Below are 14,540 nucleotides of genomic sequence, written 5' to 3'. Positions count from 1 at the left end.
CTCGCCGCTTTCCACAGGAGACGCCCATGCGCTGGAGGACCGGCAGGACCAGCACCCACGTCCAGGACCGCCGCGGGCGCGGCGGCGGTCTGCGCCTGGGCGGCGGCCTCGGCATCGGCGGCATCGTCGTGGTGCTGCTGATAGGCATGCTGATGGGCGGCGACCCGCTGCAGATGCTGGCCATGCTCGGCGACGGCGGCGGTGCGCCGGCGGACACGCAGGCTCCGGCACCGGGCGCGCCCGACCGCGACCTCGCCTTCGTCAACGCCATCGTGGCCGACACCGAGAGCACCTGGGGCGCGCTGTTCGCGCGTGCCGGGCAGACCTACGCACCGCCGGAGATGGTGCTGTTCTCGGGCTCGGTGTCCTCCGGCTGCGGCAGCGCCACGGCGGCGGTCGGACCGTTCTACTGCCCCGCCGACCGCACGGTCTACCTCGACACCGGATTCTTCGACGAGATGCGCCAGCGCCTGGGCGGCGGCGGCGACTTCGCCGAGGCCTACGTGATCGCCCACGAGGTCGGCCACCACGTGCAGACGCTGACCGGCAGCACCGCCGAGGTCGACCGCCAGCGCGCCGCGGGCCGCGACGTGGCCGGAGCGAGCGGCCCGCTGGTGCGCCAGGAACTGCAGGCGGACTGCCTCGCCGGCGTGTGGGCGCACCACGCCCAGCGCAGCAACCACTGGCTGGAGCCGGGCGACCTGGAGCGGGCGATGGACACCGCCGCGGCGATCGGCGACGACCGCCTGCAGCGCCAGTCGCGCGGCACGGTCACCCCGGACAGCTTCAGCCACGGCACCTCCGAGCAGCGCACGCGCTGGTTCCGCGCCGGCTTCGACAGCGGTGCGCTGGCGCGCTGCGATACCTTCGCCAGCGGGGCGCTGTAGGCCTCCGAGGGCCCGGGCCCCGACACGGCCCGGGCCGCCCGGTCGCGGCTGAAGCCGCTCCTGCGGCAGTTCCGATCAGTCGGGCACGGCGTCGAAGCGGCCGGCCTGGTAGTCGCGGACCGCTTCGCGGATCTCCTCGGCCGTGTTCATCACGAAGGGACCGTGGGCGACGATGGGTTCGGCGAAGGGCTCCGCATGGCCGAACAGCACGCTGGCCTCGCCCTGCGCGTGCAGTTCGACCTCGTCGGCGCCGTCGTCGAGCGCGACCAGGTGATGCGGGCGCACCGGCGTGCCGCCGACGTGCAGCGCGCCGCGCACCACGTACAGGAACACGGTGTGCGTGCGCGGCGCCGGCAGGACGACGCGGCCGCCTTCGCGCAGCTCGACCACGGCCATGGCGACGTCGACCAGCGGCTTCACCGGTCCGCTGATGTCGTGGAAGCGGCCCGACACCAGCCGCACGCAGACGCGACCGTCGTCGGCGTCGACCGCCGGGATGTCCTCGCGCTGCAGCCCGACGTAGCGCGGGGCGGTCATCTTCAGCCGTGCCGGCAGGTTGACCCAGAGCTGCAGGATCTCCAGCGGACCACCGCCACGGCGGAAGGCCTCCGGCGACAGCTCGGCATGCACCAGACCGCGGCCCGCTGTCATCCACTGCACGCCGCCGGCATCGATGACGCTCTCGTGGCCGCCGCTGTCGGAGTGCGCCAGCGCGCCGGCGAGGATGAAGGTCACAGTCTCGAAGCCGCGGTGCGGATGCGGGCCGAACGGCAGGCCGCGGTTGTCCGGCGGGTAGACCTGCGGGCCGTGGTGGTTGAGGAACAGGAAGGGATCGAGATGCGGCAGCCCCGGCCCGGGCAGCGGGCGCCGCGTGACCAGGTCGGCGATGTCGTCGCGGTGGGCTGGATGCTGGGCGATGACGCGGCGGTAGGGCATGGCGGGCGGCGGCGGAGCGACAGGTCCTACAGGATGCCGCCCACGGTGCCAGCGCCCAACCGCGGCGCTGCAACGGTGCGGGACGCGCATGCGCCGCGGGCGCGAGCGCCGGCGCGGCGGGCGATGCAGGCTCCTGCGGGAGGGGCTTCAGCCCCGATCCCGCTGCGCCTCGAGCGGGGCGATCGCGGCTGAAGCCGCTCCCACAGGGGACGTGGCAACGCCGCGCTCGACGTCCCGGGTGCCGGTTCCCGCATCGCCACCACCGCCTTTCCCACCATCGCCGCATGCGAGAATCCGCGGCCATGAAACCACTGCTCGCGGCGCTCGTCGCCCTCTCGCTCGCGGCCTGCGCCGCCTCGCCCTCGCCCCGTACCGCGTCCGATCCCGTGTCCGCCCCGTTGCGCATCGCGACCTACAACACCTCGCTCAACGACGACCGGGCCGACGGCCTGGTGCGGCGGCTCGAGGCCGGCGACGACAGGGCGCGCGACATCGCCGCGGTGATCCAGCGCGTGCGCCCGGACATCGTGCTGCTCAACGAGTTCGACTACGACGATGCGCATCGCGCGGCGGACCTGTTCGCCGCGGACTATCTCGCGCGCGGCCAGCACGGCCAGGCGCCGATCCGTTATGCGTACCGCTACCTGGCCCCGGTCAACACCGGCGTGCCCAGCGGCATGGACCTCGACCGCAACGGCCGCGCCGAGGGCCCCAACGACGCCTGGGGCTTCGGCCGGCACCCCGGCCAGTACGGGATGCTGGTGCTCTCGCGCTTCCCGATCGACGCCGCGCAGGCGCGCACGTTCCGGCTGCTGCCGTGGAGCGCGATGCCGGATGCGCTGGCCCCGGTCGACCCGGCGACCGGGCAGGCCTGGTATCCGCCGCAGGTGTGGTCGCGCCTGCGGCTGTCCTCGAAGTCGCACTGGGACCTGCCGATCGACACCCCGCAGGGTCGCCTGCACCTGCTGGCCGCGCATCCCACGCCGCCGGTGTTCGACGGCCCCGAGGACCGCAACGGCGCGCGCAACCACGACGAGATCCGGTTCTGGGCCGAGTACGTCGGCACCGGCGCGCGCGACTGGATCGTCGACGACGCCGGCCGCCGCGGCGGTCTCGGCGCCGATGCGGCCTTCGTCATCGTCGGCGACTACAACGCCGATCCGGTGGACGGCGACAGCACCCGCGGCGCGATCCTGCAGCTCCTCGAGCATCCGCGCGTGCTCGACTACCCGGCGCCGTCGAGCGCCGGCGCGGTCCAGGCCGCGGCCCGCGACGGCGGCGCCAACCTCGCCCACCGCGGCGACGCCGCGCATGACACCGGCAACTTCGGCCCGCAGGGCGGCAACCTCCGCGTCGACTACGTCCTGCCCTCCGCCGGCACCCGCGTGCTCGACGGCGGCGTGTTCTGGCCGGCCGCCGGTGACACCGGCCATGCCTGGACCCGGGCCAGCGACCACCATCTGGTGTGGGTGGAGGTGGTGCTGGGTGAAGCGGGAATAGGGAATAGGGAATAGGGAAGGAGCGCATGCGTTGGCCGGAGCTCCGTGGCTCCGGCGTGCGACGCTCCAGGCAATGGGAGGCAGCTACCGAAGGTGCAGGACGTAACGATCCGTCGTCCTCACCCTTCCCGATTCCCCATTCCCCGTTCCCGCTCTTCCCCCGGTCACGCCCCCTGCCCCCAGTTCATCTCCAGCCCGCCGTCGATCACCACGCTCTGGCCGGTGATGTAGTCGGCGTCGTCGGAGGCGAGGTAGACGGCGAGCCTTGCGACCTCCTCCGGCCTGCCCGGGCGCTTCCAGGGGATGTTGGGGAGCTCGCGGGCGCGGGTGTCGGGGTCGTCGAGGCGCTTCTGGGTCATCGGCGTGGCGATCATGCCCGGCGCGATGGCGTTGACGTTGATCCGGTGCGGCGCGGCCTCGAGGGCGACGCTGCGGGTGAAGGTGAGCATGCCGCCCTTGGCCGCGCCGTAGTCGGCGGAGCCGGGGCTGGGGATGGAGTCGTGCACCGAGGTGATGTTGACGATGCGCCCGCCGCCGCCGGCCTCGATCCGGCGCCTGAGGAAGGCGCGGGTGCAGAAGAACGGGCCGTAGAGATCGGTGCGCACGACCTTGTCGAACTGTTCGCTCGACATCTCCGCGACCGGCGTCCCGCCGGAGCCCATGCCGGCGTTGTTGACCAGGATGTCGGGCAGGCCCAGCACCTCCTGCGCATTGGCGAAGGCGTCGTCGACGGCGGCCTCCTCGCGGACGTCGAGCTGCAGCACGAAGGCCCGACGCCCGGCCGCCTCGATGCGCCGGCGGGTCTCGTCCGCGCCCTCGCGGTCGCTGTGGTAGGTGATGGCCACATCGGCCCCGGCCTCGGCCAGGGCCACCGCGATGGCCTGGCCGATGCCCGAATCGGCGCCGGTGACGAAGGCGGTCTTGTCCTTGAGCTGCATGGGAATGTCTCGGGTTGGCCGCTGCGCCGGCCCGACCGCTGACGGCGCGTGCACGGGGAGCGCGATGCTGGCGCGGGCGCCGTCGGGCGCGCGTGATCCGCGCCGTCCTTCAGCCGCCGGCAGCGGCCGCGTCGGCGAGGCGCAGGGTGCGCACCATCGCCTGCAGGCGCGCGATCGCCTCCTCGCGGCTGAACGGTGCCGCGCGCGGCGGCTCGTACACCTCGGGATTGGTGCCGGCGACAACCAGGTCGATCGCGTAGCAGACACGGTCGCGCACGGTGCGGTAGGCGCGCACGAAACGGTAGTGGTTCATGCCGGAGTCGCCGGCGTCGAAGCGCACGAAGTCGATGCCATTGATCGCGACGTCCGCCCGCGTCTGCGGCATTGCCGCATCGGGCGATTCGCCGCAGGTGGCGAGGGCGCGGTTGTCGCGGCTGCTGCCGATGCGGAGCTCGGCGCGGGTGATGTCGTCGGAACCGGGCAGCACCAGGGCAACCAGCGGCTGGCCCGGCACGTCGTCCGGCGCATAGGCCTTCCACCGTCCCGGCCCGAAATAGCCGCCGTCGAAGCGATGCTCGATGCGCACGCCGGGCGGGTGCTCCAATGAGATCCCGTCCTGCGCGAAGGTCACCGTGTCCGGAGCCGTCGCCGTCGACGTTGCGGCACGTGGCGCGTCCTCGGCGGCATGCCGGCAGCCGCTGGCGGCGAGGATCAGGACCAGCGCGGTGACGAGGCGGGACGACGCGGAAGCGCGGGACATGCCGCCAGCCTCGGTGGCCGCGCGTGGCGGCCGCGTCGGCGCGGCATCAAGGCTTCGTCGAGACGAGCCCCGTGCGCAGCGGCCACGCCGCGGCCAGCACGGCGAGGAAGGCGCCGTAGGCGACCAGGCTGGCGAGGACCTGCTTCCAGATCGCACCGGCGTCTGGATGCAGGGCGCCGAGGCGATAGCTCCAGTGATTCGCTACCACGCTGGCGACCGCCGCCAGCGACAGTGCGGCGATGTCGAAGGCCCGGCGGCGGGCGGCGCGCCGCGGCGGTCGCGGATAGCGCCAGAACAGCAGCCCCAGCACCAGGAACCACGGCAGGAACAGCACCACGGCGAGGTTGAGTTCGGCGAAGGAGGACATGGCGGACGGCGACGGCGGGAGACGGGCATTGTCGCGGCGGCGCACGCCCGCCTGCGGTGCAGACGGCCGCAGCGGACTGCGGTGCAGATCGCCCTGCCCGGCCACGCCGCGACCGGCCGCGGCTGCGCTAGAGTTGCCGGCCGCGCGATCCGGAGAGCCGCAACTGAAGCGCTACGAGCTGCTGGCCGACGACATCGCCCGTTCGATCGCGCAGGGCGTGCTGCGCCCGGGCGAGCGCCTGCCCTCGGTGCGGCAAACCAGCCAGCGCCGCTCGGTCAGCCCGTCGACGGTGTTCCAGGCCTACTACCTGCTCGAGGCGCGCGGGCTGGTGCGTCCGCGCGACCGCTCCGGCTACTACGTGGCGAACGAAGTGGCGGCGCTGCTGCCGGAGCTCGACACCGCCTCGCGCCCGACCGGCGACGTCGGCGATCTCGACGTCAGCGCGCGCGTGTTCGAGATCCTGGAGTCCACCCGCCAGCGCGAGGTCGTGCCGCTCGGCTCGGCCTTCCCGAGTCCGCTGCTGTTCCCGCTCGATGCCCTCGCACGCGCGCAGGCCACGGCGACGCGGACGCTCGATCCCTGGGCCAGCGTCGACGACCTCACCCCGGGCAACGCCGAGCTGCGGCGGCTGATCGCGCGGCGCTACCTCGCCGACGGGATCGAGCTCGACGTCGCCGAGATCGTCATCACCAACGGCGCGCTGGAGGCGCTGAACCTGTGCCTGGCGGCGGTGACCCGGCCGGGCGACACGGTGCTGGTGGAATCGCCCACCTTCTACGCCGCGCTGCAGGCGCTCGAGCGCAACGGGCTGCGCGCGGTGCAGGTGCCGACGCACCCGCGCGACGGCATCGATCCCGTCGCGCTGGAGGCGGCGGTCGAGCGCCACCGGCCGCGCGCCTGCTGGATCATGAGCTGCTTCCAGAACCCGCTCGGCAGCCTCATGCCCGAGGCCTCGCGGCGCGCGCTCGCCGCGCTGCTGGCGCGCCACGGGATCCCGCTGATCGAGGACGACGTCTACGGCGAGCTGTACTTCGACGAGCGCCGGCCGCTGCCGGCCAAGGCCTTCGATGCCGACGGCGGGGTCCTGCACTGCGGCTCGTTCTCCAAGAGCCTGGCGCCGGGCTACCGGATCGGCTGGGTCGCCGCCGGGCGCCATGCCCGCAGCGTGGCGCGACTCAAGCTGTCGACCAGCCTGGCGACATCGGCGCCCGGCCAGGCCGCGCTCGCGCACTACCTGCAGCAACCGGGCTACGACCGCCACCTGCGCCGCCTGCGGCACACCCTCGCCCTGCAGCAGACCGCGTTCGCGCAGGCGATCGCGCGCCACTTCCCGCCCGGGACGCGGGCGACGCGGCCGCGGGGCGGCTACTTCATGTGGCTGGAGCTGGATCCGCGGGTCGATGCCCTGCGCCTGCACCGCCAGGCCCTGGACGCGGGCATCAGCATTGCGCCGGGGCCGATCTTTTCCGCCCGCCAGGAATTCCGGAACTGCGTGCGGCTCAACTACGGACACATCTGGGACGCGCGCACCGAGGCCGCGCTGCGCACCCTGGGCGAACTGGTACGGGCGCAGGCGGGCTGATCAGCCGCCCACCCCGTGCGGCTGCACGATGCCGGTGAGGATGCCCAGGCCGACCAGGGCGATCAGCGCCACCGACAGCGCGATGCGCCAGGTCAGCGCGCGCAGCGTGCGACCGGTCGTGCCGCGGTCGGCGATCATGTAGTAGAGGCCGGCGCCGAGGTTCCACAGGATCAGGGCGAACATGGCGAGGATGAAGGCGGTTTTCATGGCGACGGAGCCGTGCGTGGACCGTCGCGCAGTCTCCGCCGACGGCGGCGCGGGGACCGGATCAGTTGCGCCCGCGCGCAGCCGGATCAGACCCGGCGCCTCCTGGGCCGACGTTATGGTTCCTGCCGCCGTCGCCGCACGGCTGCGATAATCGCCAGCCGCCGCCCGCGGTGGATGCGTCCGTCCCGTCGAAGAGTCCTTCGTGATCCGAACCCTGATCGCCCTGCTCGCGCTCGCCACCGGCGCCGGCCTCGCCGCGCCCGCCGCCGCGCAGTCGCCCGATATCGGCGAGCGCCTCGAAGGCTGCGCCGCCTGCCACGGCGAGCGCGGCGAGGGCGTCGGCGGCACCGTCTACTACCCGCACCTGGCGGGCAAGCCGGCGGGCTATCTCTTCGAGCAGCTGCGCGGCTTCCGCGACGGGCGCCGGCACTTTCCGCCGATGACCTACCTGGTCCAGTACATGGACGACGCCTGGCTGCGCGAGATCTCCGGCTTCTATGCCGCACAGCCGGTGCCGCGCGCGCTGCCGCATGCGGAGGCCGCGCCGATGACGGCGACGCAGCAGGCGCGCGCACGCATCCTCGTGCGCGAGGGCGATCCGGACCGCGACATCCCGCCCTGCAGCGCCTGCCATGGCGAGACGCTCGAAGGCCTGGAGCCGGGCGTCCCGGCCATCGTCGGCCTGCCCGCGGACTACGTGATCGCGCAGATGGGCAGCTGGCGAACCGGCCTGCGCCAGGGCGCACCGCCGGACTGCATGGCGACGGTTGCGAACAGGCTCTCGCTCGCCGACATCACCCTGATCGCGCAGTGGCTCTCGCGCCAGCCGCACGCCGCCGACGCACGGCCGGCGCCGGCCGCCAGCTTCGAACCGCCGCTGGCCTGCGGCAGCCTCTCGCACGCGGAGACGGCGCGATGAGGCCGCTGCTCACACGCCTGCGCTGGGCGGCGCTGGCCCTGGTGCCGCTGGCGATCCTGCTGGCGGTGGCGGCGGCCTTCCTGTTCATGCGCCAGGGCGGACTGGAGCCGCTGCGGGTCCCGGACGGCGGCGCGACCGCCATCGCTGCCGAGCCGGCGCTGGTCGAGCGCGGCGCCTATCTCGCCCGCCTCGGCAACTGCCTGACCTGCCACACCACCCGCGGCGGCACGCCCTATGCCGGCGGCCGCGGCTTCGCCACGCCCTGGGGCACGCTGTACTCGAGCAACCTCACGCCGGATGCCGCAACCGGCCTCGGCGACTGGTCGCTGGATCAGTTCCGCCACGCCATGCGCCACGGCGTGACCGAGGAGGCCGGCTTCCTCTACCCCGCCTTCCCGTTCGCCAACTTCGCGCTCCTCACCGACCCGGACCTCGAGGCGCTCTACGCCTTCCTGCGCACGCAGGCGCCGGTGCGCGCGCCGCAGCGGCCGGACACGCTGGCGTTCCCGGCCGGCAGCCGCGGCGCGATCCTGGCCTGGCGCATGCTGTTCCACCGGCCCCGAGCGCCGTTCGAGCCGCGCCCCGACCGCTCCGCGGCCTGGAACCGCGGCCGCTACCTCGTCGACGGCGTCGGCCACTGCGACATGTGCCACGGCGAGCGCGGCGCGTTCGGATCGCTGCCCGCGGACCGCTACATGGCCGGCGGGCGCATCCCGGGCGAGGGCTGGTATGCGCCGCCGCTCGGACGGCAGGCTCTGGCGCGCTACGGGGTGGACGAGCTGGCGCAGTTCCTTCGCACCGGCGTGTCGCCGCACGGCGCGGCCTACGGGCCCATGGCGGAGGTGGTCTACAGCAGCCTGCGCGCCCTGACGCCGGAGGACGCGCAGGCGATGGCGGTGTACCTGAAGGACATCCCGGACCGCCCGCGCACCGCCTACGCCGGCATCGTCGGCGGCACCCGCGCCGGCGAACTGGCCGCGGACGGGCGGAGGCTGTACGCACGGCACTGCGCCGAGTGCCACGGCGCCGACGGCCGCGGCCGCGGGCTCGACTACCCGCCGCTGGCCGGGAACCCGTCCCTGGCCGAGGGCCATCCGGTGAACACGGTGCGGATGGTGCTCTACGGCGGCGTACCGCCGGTCACCGCAGGCAACCCGCGCCCCTACTCGATGCCCCCGTTCGCCCACCAGCTCTCCGATGCCGAGGTCGCCGCGGTGGTGACCTACGTCCGCCAGGCCTGGGGCAACCGCGGCGGCGCGGTGTCGCCGGACCAGATCGAGGACCTGCGCGGGCTGCCGCTGCAGTAGCGGCGCTCAGTCCTCGAGGACGCGCATGCCCTTGCGCACCGCCGGGCGCGCGCCGACCTCCTCCAGCCAGCGTGCCGTCGCCGGGCGTCGCTCGAACGGCGCCGACAGCGCCTCGGCAAGCATCGTCCCGGCGGCCTGCATCCACGGATAGGCGGCGATGTCGGCGATGCCGTAGTCGTCGCCGCCGAGGTAGCGGCTGTCGGCCAGGCGCCGCTCGAGCACGTCGAGCAGGCGGTTGGCCTCGTCGGTGAAGCGATCGACCGCCAGCGGCGCCTTCTCCTTCGAGCGCACGGCGAAGAAGCCCAGCTGGCCGAGCATCGGGCCCAGTCCGCCGATCTGCCAGTGCAGCCACTGCAGGGCGACGTAGCGCGCCGCGCCGGCACCCGGCAGCAGCGCCCCGGTCTTCTCGGCGAGATAGGTCAGGATCGCGCCGCTCTCGAAGATCGCCACCTCGCCGCCGGGACCGTCGTCGTCGACGATGGCCGGGATCTTGTTGTTGGGCGAGATGGCGAGGAACCCCGGCGCGAACTGCGCGTCGGCGCCGATGTCGACCGGATGCACGCGGTACTCGAGCCCGAGCTCCTCCAGCGCGATCGGCACCTTGCGGCCGTTGGGCGTCTTCCAGGTGTAGAGGTCGATCATCGGCGGCTCCTGGCGGTGGCGGGACGACGATGCTGGCGCGCGCCGGCTCCTCGCTGCGTGAGCGGACCTCCGGCGCCATGGCTCGCGCGATGTTGATGGCCTTGGAGCTAGCCTCGCCGGCTCATGCCGCAGCGACGAAAGGAGATCCCATGTCCGCATCCGCACCGGCCCGGCGCAACCGCCGCATCGTGCTGGCGAAGCGCCCGGAGGGCGCGCCGCAGACCGACGACTTCCGCCTGGAGGAGGCGCCGCTGCCGGAGCCGCGCGAGGGCCAGGTCCTGCTGCGCACGCTGTTCCTGTCGCTCGATCCCTACATGCGCGGGCGCATGAACGCGGGCCGCTCGTACGCGAAGCCGGTCGAGGTCGGCGCCGTGATGGAAGGCGGCACCGTGGCCGAGGTGGTGGCCTCGGAGGCCGCCGAACTGCAGCCGGGCGACCTGGTGCTGGCGCACGGCGGCTGGCAGGCGTTCTCGCTGGCGCGCCCCGAGCACCTGCGCCGGCTCGATCCCGACCTCGCGCCGCCCTCCACCGCGCTCGGCGTACTGGGGATGCCCGGCTTCACCGCCTACAGCGGGCTCAAGGTGATCGGCAAGCCGCGCGAGGGCGAGACCTTGGTGGTCGCCGCGGCGACCGGCCCGGTCGGCTCCGCGGTCGGCCAGATCGCGAGGATCCTCGGCCTGCGCGCGGTCGGCATCGCCGGCGGCGAGCGCAAGTGCCGGGCGCTGACCGAGGAGTTCGGCTTCGATGCCGCCGTCGACCACCGCGCCGACGACTTCCCCGAGCGCCTGCGCGCAGCCTGCCCCGACGGCGTCGACATCTACTTCGAGAACGTCGGCGGTCCGGTGCTGGAGGCGGTGCTGCCGCTCCTCAACGACCACGCGCGGATCCCGGTGTGCGGGCTGGTCTCGCAGTACAACGCGAGCTCGCCGCCGCCCGGGCCGGATCGCTCGCCGGCGCTGATGGGGGCGATCCTGACCCGCCAGCTCACCGTGCGCGGCTTCATCCAGACCCAGTTCGTCGATGCCCTGCAGGAGCCCTTCCTCAAGGAGATGGGCGCCTGGGTCCGCGAGGGCCGCGTGCGCTATCGCGAGGACATCGTCGACGGGCTGGAGAATGCGCCCGAGGCCTTCATCGGCATGCTCGGCGGGGCCAACTTCGGCAAGCAGCTGGTGCGCGTGGCCGAACCGATGGGCACGACGCGCGCCGCCGGTTAGGGCGCCGGCGCCCGGGCGCCCCCCTCTTCCGGGGGGCCGTCGGCCGCCGTCGCCTCCGCCAGGTAGCCGCCGTGCACGAACCCCTGCACCCCGCCCGCCCGCACGCGCAGCCACGGAGCGCGGTCGGTCGCGGCGAGCACGCGCAGCCGCGCGCCCCGCTCCAGCCGCTCGCGCACGGCGCCGTCGTCGCCCGGCGCGGCACGCAGGTTGAGGGCGGAGGCGTCGACGCGAGCCTCAGGCCACGCCGGCGGCTCGATCGGCTCGAAGGCTTCCTGCGGAGGCGCCGCCAGGCTCGGCAGCGGGTCGATCGAACCTCGGCCGCGGCGGTAGATCCCGAAATGCAGGTGCGGTGGCGTGCCCTGCGCATTGCCGCTGCTGCCGACCCCGCCCAGCACCTCGCCCTGCTCCACCCGCGCCGCGGGCTCGATCGCGACCTCGTCCAGGTGCGCGTAGTAGTAGCTCAGCCCGGAGCCGGCGCGCAGCCACACCGTGCGCCCGCCCAGGTCCGACTGCCGCTGCATCGCCACGCCCTGCTCCGCGGCCAGCACCGGGGTGCCGCGCTCGGCGAACACGTCGATGCCCTCGTGGATGCGCCCGCCCGGACGCGGGTCGCCGTAGACGCCGCCGATGTCGTAGCGCGCCGCGCCCTCCACCGGGAACATCGCGCGCCCGCCGCGCGACAGCTGGAGGGTGTAGCCGGCGCCGGCGCCGGGATCGGCCTGCACCAGCGCGGCGTGCACGCCCTCCTCGACGCGGCGCGCCGCGCCGGCCGGCACGCTGTCGCCGAGCCGCCGCCAGGTGGCCCCGTCGAGCCGGTAGAGCTCGGCCAGCGGAGGCGCAGCGGGCTGCCCGTGTACCTGCAGCCGGATGCGTCCGACCTGCCCCGGCGGCACCTCGATCCGCAGCGCGACGGCCTCGCCTGGCTGCAGCCGGCCGCGTTCGGCATAGGCATCGCCCGGGGCCGTCGGCGCCTGCGCCAGCGCCTCCTCGGCGGCGGCGGTCCAGGCCGCGCGCGCAGCCTCGTCCTCGATCCGCGCGAGGCGCCGCTCGCGCTCGCTGCGCGTCCACGGCAGGGCGGCGGGCGCCTGCGACACGCCCTCGCCGTTCCCGCCGCGCGGCCCGCAGCCGGCGACTGCCGTCAGCACGCACAGCGCCGCCAGGACGATGCGGAAGCCGCGGCGGGCGGGGGCAGACCTGGTCATGACGCGCCACCGCCTGCCGTGCCGGTCAGTGCTGCGGCCGTGTCGGACCGTAGCCCGCGCCGGTCCGCGCGATCGCCTCGCCGATGAAGTCGAGGTCCTGCGAGTCCAGCACGCGGATGGCCGCGTCGATCCAGCCGTCGACCTGTTCCGCATTGCGCGCGCCGACGATGGCCCCGGTCACGCCCGGCCACGCCAGCGTCCACGCGCAGGCGATGCTCGCCGTGCTCGTGGCGTGCTTGGCGGCGACGTCGCCGAGCGCCTCGGCCAGCGCCAGGTTCCGCGCGAGGCCGTCGCCCCTGAAATCGTCGGACTGCGAGCGCCAGTCGTCCGCCGGCAGCGACGCCGCGCGCTCGGCACTGAAGGCGCCGGTGAGCAGGCCCGACTGCATCGGGCTGTAGACGATGACGCCGGTCCCATGCGCCGCACACCACGGCAGCACCGATTCCGCCGCCCCGCGCCGGATCGCCGAGAACGGCGGCTGCAGGCTGTCGACATGGCCGAGCCTCGCGGCCGCCTCCAGTTGTCCGGCGTCGTGGTTGGAGAGGCCGACCGCGCGCAGCTTGCCGGCCTGCTTCAGGTCGAGCAGGGCCTGCCAGTACTCCTCCAGCGGCGTGCCGTCCTGCGCCGGCCAGTGCATCTGGTAGAGGTCGATGCAGTCGGTGCGCAGCCGCCGCAACGAGGCCTCGACCTCGCGCTGCAGGCTGTCGGGCGCGCCGACCAGGCGCGGCGCTGCGGCGCGGTCGTTCTCGTCCCAGACCAGGCCGCCCTTGGTGAACACGAACGGCCGCTCGCTCTTCGGGATGTCGGCCAGCGCCCGCGCCACGACCTCCTCGGAATGACCGAGGCCGTAGATGGCCGCGGTGTCGATCCAGTTGACCCCGAGGTCGACGGCGCGGCGGATGGCGGCGATCGAATCGGCGTCGTCCTGCGCGCCCCAGCCGTGCGACCAGCCGCTGCCCCCGATCGCCCAGGCGCCGAAGCCCACGCGGGTCAGCGCCATGCCGGTGCGGCCGAGCGGACGGGTGGGGAATGCGGATGCGGTGCTGGCCATGGACGGCTCCTGACGTGACGAGCCGCCACCCTAGTGGCGCGCGCCTGAAGATCGCATGTGGATCGGCACCACACGCCCGCGACACGCCCGGTTCACCGCGACGTGATCGCGACCGCGCTGTCATGCATGGCCGATGCTGCCTACGATGACGCGATGACCGAACCCCGCCGTCACTTCTCGATGCTCCGCGGCTTCTGCCTCGCGGACTGGTTCACCCTCGGCAACGCCGCCTGCGGCACCGCCGCGGTGCTCGCCGTGCTGTGGTCGATGTCGCACGCCAGCAGCCACGGGCTGATGGCGGCGGTGGCGCTGATCCCGCTGGCGCTGGTGTTCGACGTGCTCGACGGCCGCATCGCGCGCTGGCGGCACGAGGATTCGCCGCTCGGCCGCGAACTGGATTCGCTGGCCGACGTGATCTCCTTCGGCGTCGCCCCCGCTGCGCTGGCCTGGGGCGCCGGCATGGACGGCGGCTGGGATGCGGCGATCCTGGTCTACTTCGTGTGCTGCGGCGTGAGCCGGCTGGCGCGCTACAACGTCAGCGCCGCAGCGCTGTCGGCCGAGAGCGGAAAGGTGACCTACTTCGAGGGCACGCCGATCCCGAGCAGCACCTTCCTCGTGCTGCTCCTCGGCGTGGCCATCGGCGGCGGCCGCTGGGGCGAGGCGATCTGGCTCGGCGCCCTGCAGCTCGGCCCCTGGCAGTGGCATCCGCTGAGCCTGCTGTTCGCGGTCTCCGGCTCGCTGATGATCAGCAAGACCATCCGGATCCCGAAGCCGTAGTGCGTCGCGCACCGTCGCCCCCACGGGGCGCGAGCGTGCTCTTCGCTGCGAGCGGCTTCAGCCGCGACGTCTTCCGTGGGAGGGGCTTCAGCCCGCCCCGCGCCCGCATCGGAGCCCGAGGCGCAGGTCGCGGCTGAAGCCGCTCCTTGTATCTCGACAGCGCCCCGATGAAGGGGCACTGTCCCCGACCGATCATCGGGGGAGGGTGGGACGCCCGAGCCGCTCCTGAAGCCATCGAGCTTGCATCGTAGA

15 protein-coding genes are annotated in these 14,540 nt (G+C 73.9%); 7 read left to right on the top strand and 8 right to left on the bottom strand.

The window, feature by feature from the left end; all coding sequences use genetic code 11:
- Positions 1-26 precede the first annotated feature (26 nt).
- On the top strand, positions 27-887 hold the full coding sequence (gene ypfJ, locus KB893_RS00075; RefSeq protein WP_211925129.1) for a KPN_02809 family neutral zinc metallopeptidase: 861 nt from the start codon (positions 27-29) through the stop codon (positions 885-887).
- A gap of 75 nt (positions 888-962) precedes the next feature.
- Here ypfJ and KB893_RS00070 read toward each other — a convergent pair whose 3' ends face one another.
- Positions 963-1,823: a pirin family protein gene (locus KB893_RS00070; RefSeq protein WP_211925128.1), complete on the bottom strand. Its 861-nt coding sequence runs from the start codon at positions 1,821-1,823 to the stop codon at positions 963-965.
- 302 nt (positions 1,824-2,125) lie between these two features.
- On the opposite strand from KB893_RS00070, the gene KB893_RS00065 reads away from it, so the two are divergent.
- Positions 2,126-3,337 carry an endonuclease/exonuclease/phosphatase family protein gene (locus KB893_RS00065; RefSeq protein WP_211925127.1) on the top strand — a complete coding sequence of 404 codons (1,212 nt, stop codon included), beginning with the start codon at positions 2,126-2,128 and terminating at the stop codon, positions 3,335-3,337.
- Positions 3,338-3,486: 149 nt separating this feature from the next.
- Here the strand turns inward: KB893_RS00065 and KB893_RS00060 are convergent, their stop codons facing one another.
- The 3 genes from KB893_RS00060 to KB893_RS00050 all read right to left on the bottom strand — a co-directional run bounded on the left by KB893_RS00060 (position 3,487) and on the right by KB893_RS00050 (position 5,387).
- Positions 3,487-4,260 (bottom strand): SDR family oxidoreductase, encoded by a 774-nt coding sequence (locus tag KB893_RS00060; RefSeq protein ID WP_211925126.1) that lies wholly within the window; start codon positions 4,258-4,260, stop codon positions 3,487-3,489.
- A gap of 109 nt (positions 4,261-4,369) precedes the next feature.
- Positions 4,370-5,020, bottom strand: coding sequence for a hypothetical protein (locus KB893_RS00055; RefSeq protein ID WP_211925125.1), 651 nt, complete (start codon positions 5,018-5,020; stop codon positions 4,370-4,372).
- A 46-nt stretch (positions 5,021-5,066) separates the two neighbouring features.
- The gene (locus KB893_RS00050; RefSeq protein ID WP_211925124.1) at positions 5,067-5,387 is read right to left on the bottom strand and encodes a hypothetical protein; all 321 of its coding nucleotides are present in this window, start codon (positions 5,385-5,387) and stop codon (positions 5,067-5,069) included.
- A 133-nt stretch (positions 5,388-5,520) separates the two neighbouring features.
- Between KB893_RS00050 and KB893_RS00045 the strand changes: the two genes are divergently transcribed.
- The gene (locus tag KB893_RS00045; protein ID WP_275945908.1) at positions 5,521-6,969 is read left to right on the top strand and encodes an aminotransferase-like domain-containing protein; all 1,449 of its coding nucleotides are present in this window, start codon (positions 5,521-5,523) and stop codon (positions 6,967-6,969) included.
- Here the strand turns inward: KB893_RS00045 and KB893_RS00040 are convergent, their stop codons facing one another.
- Positions 6,970-7,176 (bottom strand): twin transmembrane helix small protein, encoded by a 207-nt coding sequence (locus KB893_RS00040; protein WP_211925123.1) that lies wholly within the window; start codon positions 7,174-7,176, stop codon positions 6,970-6,972.
- Positions 7,177-7,378: 202 nt separating this feature from the next.
- Here KB893_RS00040 and KB893_RS00035 point away from each other — a divergent pair, with 202 nt between their 5' ends.
- Both KB893_RS00035 and KB893_RS00030 read left to right on the top strand, forming a co-directional pair.
- On the top strand, positions 7,379-8,095 hold the full coding sequence (locus tag KB893_RS00035) for a c-type cytochrome (RefSeq protein ID WP_211925122.1): 717 nt from the start codon (positions 7,379-7,381) through the stop codon (positions 8,093-8,095).
- Entirely contained in the window at positions 8,092-9,402 is a 1,311-nt protein-coding gene (locus KB893_RS00030) for a c-type cytochrome (RefSeq protein WP_211925121.1), read from the top strand. Before KB893_RS00035 ends, KB893_RS00030 begins: the two co-directional genes overlap by 4 nt.
- A 6-nt stretch (positions 9,403-9,408) precedes the next feature.
- Here the strand turns inward: KB893_RS00030 and KB893_RS00025 are convergent, their stop codons facing one another.
- Positions 9,409-10,044, bottom strand: coding sequence for a glutathione S-transferase N-terminal domain-containing protein (locus KB893_RS00025; protein ID WP_211925120.1), 636 nt, complete (start codon positions 10,042-10,044; stop codon positions 9,409-9,411).
- 149 nt (positions 10,045-10,193) lie between these two features.
- Between KB893_RS00025 and KB893_RS00020 the strand changes: the two genes are divergently transcribed.
- Entirely contained in the window at positions 10,194-11,258 is a 1,065-nt protein-coding gene (locus tag KB893_RS00020; protein ID WP_211925119.1) for an NADP-dependent oxidoreductase, read from the top strand.
- Here KB893_RS00020 and KB893_RS00015 read toward each other — a convergent pair.
- Positions 11,255-12,460, bottom strand: coding sequence for a M23 family metallopeptidase (locus KB893_RS00015; RefSeq protein ID WP_213173283.1), 1,206 nt, complete (start codon positions 12,458-12,460; stop codon positions 11,255-11,257). The two genes, KB893_RS00020 and KB893_RS00015, sit on opposite strands and share 4 nt — an antisense overlap.
- Positions 12,461-12,485: 25 nt before the next feature.
- Positions 12,486-13,511, bottom strand: a complete 1,026-nt coding sequence (locus KB893_RS00010) for an aldo/keto reductase (RefSeq protein ID WP_211925117.1) — start codon at positions 13,509-13,511, stop codon at positions 12,486-12,488.
- Between the two features lie 153 nt (positions 13,512-13,664).
- Between KB893_RS00010 and pssA the strand changes: the two genes are divergently transcribed.
- Positions 13,665-14,288, top strand: coding sequence for a CDP-diacylglycerol--serine O-phosphatidyltransferase (gene pssA, locus KB893_RS00005; RefSeq protein WP_246505145.1), 624 nt, complete (start codon positions 13,665-13,667; stop codon positions 14,286-14,288).
- Positions 14,289-14,540 lie beyond the last annotated feature (252 nt).

It is taken from the genome of Coralloluteibacterium stylophorae (genome assembly GCF_018122625.2).
Classification (GTDB): domain Bacteria; phylum Pseudomonadota; class Gammaproteobacteria; order Xanthomonadales; family Xanthomonadaceae; genus Coralloluteibacterium; species Coralloluteibacterium stylophorae.
This window is presented reverse-complemented; position numbering and strand designations above follow the sequence as displayed.

Excerpts from the sequence above, each read along its gene's own strand:
- KB893_RS00025 (WP_211925120.1), bottom strand. The coding sequence starts at position 10,044 with ATGATCGACCTCTACACCTGGAAGACGCCCAACGGCCGCAAGGTGCCG.
- KB893_RS00010 (WP_211925117.1), bottom strand. The coding sequence starts at position 13,511 with ATGGCCAGCACCGCATCCGCATTCCCCACCCGTCCGCTCGGCCGCACC.
- KB893_RS00020 (WP_211925119.1), top strand. The coding sequence starts at position 10,194 with ATGTCCGCATCCGCACCGGCCCGGCGCAACCGCCGCATCGTGCTGGCG.
- KB893_RS00030 (WP_211925121.1), top strand. The coding sequence starts at position 8,092 with ATGAGGCCGCTGCTCACACGCCTGCGCTGGGCGGCGCTGGCCCTGGTG.
- KB893_RS00070 (WP_211925128.1), bottom strand. The coding sequence starts at position 1,823 with ATGCCCTACCGCCGCGTCATCGCCCAGCATCCAGCCCACCGCGACGAC.
- KB893_RS00060 (WP_211925126.1), bottom strand. The coding sequence starts at position 4,260 with ATGCAGCTCAAGGACAAGACCGCCTTCGTCACCGGCGCCGATTCGGGC.
- KB893_RS00040 (WP_211925123.1), bottom strand. The coding sequence starts at position 7,176 with ATGAAAACCGCCTTCATCCTCGCCATGTTCGCCCTGATCCTGTGGAAC.
- KB893_RS00065 (WP_211925127.1), top strand. The coding sequence starts at position 2,126 with ATGAAACCACTGCTCGCGGCGCTCGTCGCCCTCTCGCTCGCGGCCTGC.
- KB893_RS00015 (WP_213173283.1), bottom strand. The coding sequence starts at position 12,460 with ATGACCAGGTCTGCCCCCGCCCGCCGCGGCTTCCGCATCGTCCTGGCG.
- KB893_RS00050 (WP_211925124.1), bottom strand. The coding sequence starts at position 5,387 with ATGTCCTCCTTCGCCGAACTCAACCTCGCCGTGGTGCTGTTCCTGCCG.
- ypfJ (WP_211925129.1), top strand. The coding sequence starts at position 27 with ATGCGCTGGAGGACCGGCAGGACCAGCACCCACGTCCAGGACCGCCGC.
- pssA (WP_246505145.1), top strand. The coding sequence starts at position 13,665 with ATGACCGAACCCCGCCGTCACTTCTCGATGCTCCGCGGCTTCTGCCTC.
- KB893_RS00055 (WP_211925125.1), bottom strand. The coding sequence starts at position 5,020 with ATGTCCCGCGCTTCCGCGTCGTCCCGCCTCGTCACCGCGCTGGTCCTG.